The sequence below is a fragment of the Acidiphilium sp. 34-64-41 genome, from assembly GCF_002282635.1.
GTDB classification, from domain to species: Bacteria; Pseudomonadota; Alphaproteobacteria; order Acetobacterales; family Acetobacteraceae; genus Acidiphilium; species Acidiphilium rubrum.
In genome coordinates, this window is the sequence record NZ_NCJX01000159.1 from 1 (window position 1) to 3,117 (window position 3,117).

The window sequence follows — 3,117 nt, forward strand, 5'->3', positions numbered from 1 at the left end:
CTCTCCCTCCACCAGCCGCCTCCTTATGAGCCTCCAGAAGGAGTCCAGCTAAACCGCTTGAGATCAGATCGCTACACGATCGAGACCGGACGCTTACGGTAATGCCGCGACGGCGCAAATAGGCATCGCCAAGCGTTCCAGGCAGCGATTGAGCCTTGGCGAACAGCCGCCGGGCGGAGCGTTGAACCTGGGCTTCCATGGCCTCAGTATCGTCTGTGTTATTTGGTGCGGGATCAATGCTGACAGCGGCTGGCGCGCTTTCGCTGCCAGCCAGCCCGAGAAACCGCCGCGCCTCCTCGGCTACGTCGCGGAAATCCGTCAGGCCGCAGTTTTCTCGGATCAAATCCAGCAAATCGCCATGCGTGCCCTCGGCGGCGTCCTGTCAACGTCCGGCGGCGCCCTTGCCCGTGCCGCCGCCACTGAGCCGCACAAATAAGGACCGCCCCGGCGTATTATGCACATCTCCCACCAGCCAATAGCGGCCCTCGCGCCGCCCGGCGGGCAAATAATGCCGGCACACTGCCTCAGCCTGCCGGGCCAGCATTTGCGCCAGCTCAGCCACAGGCATGGAAAAATCACGCTTGGGCATCGCTTTCTCCTCCACCACCAAAGAGTTTCCGCCAACCGGAGCACCAGCCCATCAAGCTGCCGAACAGCGCAGCCTATCGTTCCGCCCCGCCCAGGCGCTATCTTCCGAATCGGAAGTTGACCGGGCCACCACGCCCACCAAAAATCTTCCGCTCCCATGGCATCCATGCTACAAGTGACCAGCTAACTGGTCAGGAGTATCCCATGGGCAGCGTTAACCTCGCCGACGCCAAGGCACATCTGAGCGAGCTCGTCGAACGGGCCGCCGCCGGAGAAGCCGTGCGCATCACCCGCCGGGGAAAGCCAGTGGCGCAACTCGTCCCGGCTGACATCCCGCGCAAGCCGGTCAATCTCGGGGCTTTACAGGCCGCAACCGCTAATATGCCCACCCAGGCTGAGCCCGCGCGTGAGGCCATCCGTAAAATGCGCGACGAGGCGCGCTATTGAGCCTGTATCTCGACACGTCGCTGCTGGTTGCCGCCCTGACGAATGAAGCCGAGACTGAGCGCATGCAGGCCTGGCTGGCGGCACAGCAAGCCGGAGAGCTGGCGATCAGCGACTGGGTGATGACCGAATTCTCATCCGCCCTGTCAATCAAATTACGCACCGGCCAGCTACAACCCGTCCACCGCGCCGAAGCCTTGGCGATGTTCACACAACTCGCCGCTGAAAGTTTTTTGCACCTGCCGGTCAGCGGGCCGCAATTCCGGACTGCCGCCCGCTTCGCGGACCAATACACGCTGGGCCTGCGCGCGGGCGATGCCCTGCATCTGGCCATCTGCGCGGATCACGGCGCCACGCTATGCACGCTTGACCGCCGCCTCGGCGAAGCTGGCGCAGCACTGGGCGTGAAAACGATGTTGCTGTAATCGCCCACGCAAAATGGGCCGTCCCGCTGCCGGGTTCGGCCCATCCGCATTGGTCATGGTTCTGCGTAAATTGTCCCGGGCATCCTTCTACCCGCCCTCCTGCCCGGCGATGTCGGCAAGACAGTCCGACAGAAACTCCGTGGTCGAGCAGCCTTTGATGGCATCGGCGGTGATGAACAGTGCCATGCCGCCAAAACCATCGGCGCGCATTTTTGAACAGGTGAATGCCGTGGTCACGGTGATATAACGAAGCTTGGCCGAACGACGCACGATGTCCTGAAGAATCACCTCCCAGGACACGGCGCTTATATCCAGGTCGACGGATGTATCATCCGCAGCAGCGTTTTTGAGTTTTTCTTCCACATGGTTGCGCACCTGGCTGCCGCTGCCGCAGGCTTCATCCAGCGCAGCGCTGAGTTCGGCGCGATTGACCCAGATCAGATCCGATGGGCCCTGCCAGGAATGGAAATAGGTTCCATCGCCATCCGTCTCCGCATCGAACATATGCGAGAGCAACAACAGCTCCAGCTTCGTCATATCCGTATTCGGAATGATCTCCGGTATCACGGTCGGTGAAAAATAATCCGCCATGTCGGCCTCCAGAAATGCAAAACCCGGCACGGGGCCGGGTTATTGGTTGAAAGAGATAGATGGTGAAAACCGATGCTCAGGCAGCATCGACTTCAAATGGATCAAGCAACCTATGCAGCGCCATGGCCCGGCCCATCCAGGGTTCGGGGCGGATCGCTTTGATCCAATCCGCGAAGCCCGGTATGAAGCCGAGATCTTCACGGACATGCTGCTCGCCGATCAGGCGCACAGGTATTATCCGCCCAGTCGAGATCGTCATGACGGAACCAAAAAATCTCTCCGCCATGAAAATTCCCTCGGCATGATGGCGAAGTGCTCGATGCCGAAAATCAGCAGAGATCATCTTGCTCTCATCGAACCAAGAATGCAGCGGTAAGAAATCTTCTGCCGCGCCGCCCCATTTTTTTGCAGAGGATAAAGCGTGGTGATAAGGATGTGCCATTTCCTCCTCCTCAAAATTCATGGGAATAGTTTTCGGTGGCGGTATAGCGCTCATTATAATCGAGCGTGATGCTGCACTCCGTTACGTCGAAGATAAAATCGCCATAGGCGCCATCATTGTTTTCCCAACCGCAATGCGTCTGCGCCAGAAAATCATAGGACAGCGCCTCAATGGCTTCGCGCACCGTGTGGGTCTGGCGTTCCATGTCCGGGCTATCCCAGCCCGGCCGGAAAATCTCGATCCGCTCATCCGGCAATTATAGCCGTCGAAATTCACGATCACGGCGGTAATGTCACGTTCCGCCAGAATGCCAAACAGCGCCTTCTTGTTGCCATCTAGCAAGGCACAGGCGCGCTCGCGATACGCGCGTTCTTTTTGTTCCCATGAAGCCACAAAAGGATCGATCATAGGAAGTGATTGTTGGTCTGGCGCCTGATTGTGATTGTCTGACATGATCTGTCTCCAGAAATGCAAAACCCGGCACGAAGCCGGGTTTGGATGGTGTGAAGGAATGGAGGCGAGGCGGCCTTTGGGCCGCCTCGGGGTTCTGGGATCACTCCGCCGCGATCTCGTGCGGCTCGAGCTGTGCTTCGTCTTCAGCGGATGGAAGATCGGCAGCCTCAACCG

6 protein-coding genes and 1 pseudogene are annotated in these 3,117 nt (G+C 59.2%); 3 read left to right on the forward strand and 4 right to left on the reverse strand.

All coding sequences use genetic code 11. The annotated features are described in order from the left end of the window. Window positions 1–276 precede the first annotated feature (276 nt). A pseudogene (locus B7X49_RS18470) lies at window positions 277–589 on the reverse strand (DNA primase); the annotation flags it as partial. 203 nt (window positions 590–792) lie between these two features. Between B7X49_RS18470 and B7X49_RS18475 the strand changes: the two are divergent. Beyond that, window positions 793–1,035, forward strand: coding sequence for a type II toxin-antitoxin system Phd/YefM family antitoxin (locus B7X49_RS18475; RefSeq protein WP_026440771.1), 243 nt, complete (start codon window positions 793–795; stop codon window positions 1,033–1,035). Continuing rightward, window positions 1,032–1,457: a type II toxin-antitoxin system VapC family toxin gene (locus B7X49_RS18480; RefSeq protein ID WP_026440770.1), complete on the forward strand. Its 426-nt coding sequence runs from the start codon at window positions 1,032–1,034 to the stop codon at window positions 1,455–1,457. Before B7X49_RS18475 ends, B7X49_RS18480 begins: the two co-directional genes overlap by 4 nt. An 87-nt stretch (window positions 1,458–1,544) precedes the next feature. Here the strand turns inward: B7X49_RS18480 and B7X49_RS18485 are convergent, their stop codons facing one another. From B7X49_RS18485 to B7X49_RS18495, 3 genes are all read right to left on the reverse strand, one after another. Beyond that, window positions 1,545–2,048: a hypothetical protein gene (locus B7X49_RS18485; protein WP_286705432.1), complete on the reverse strand. Its 504-nt coding sequence runs from the start codon at window positions 2,046–2,048 to the stop codon at window positions 1,545–1,547. Between the two features lie 76 nt (window positions 2,049–2,124). Continuing rightward, on the reverse strand, window positions 2,125–2,490 hold the full coding sequence (locus tag B7X49_RS18490; protein ID WP_286705433.1) for a DUF6915 family protein: 366 nt from the start codon (window positions 2,488–2,490) through the stop codon (window positions 2,125–2,127). A 10-nt stretch (window positions 2,491–2,500) separates the two neighbouring features. Continuing rightward, entirely contained in the window at window positions 2,501–2,695 is a 195-nt protein-coding gene (locus B7X49_RS18495; RefSeq protein WP_286840607.1) for a DUF6878 family protein, read from the reverse strand. A 237-nt stretch (window positions 2,696–2,932) separates the two neighbouring features. On the opposite strand from B7X49_RS18495, the gene B7X49_RS18500 reads away from it, so the two are divergent. Continuing rightward, window positions 2,933–3,117 (forward strand): hypothetical protein (locus B7X49_RS18500; protein ID WP_286840609.1); only part of this gene is annotated, 185 nt, incomplete at its 3' end.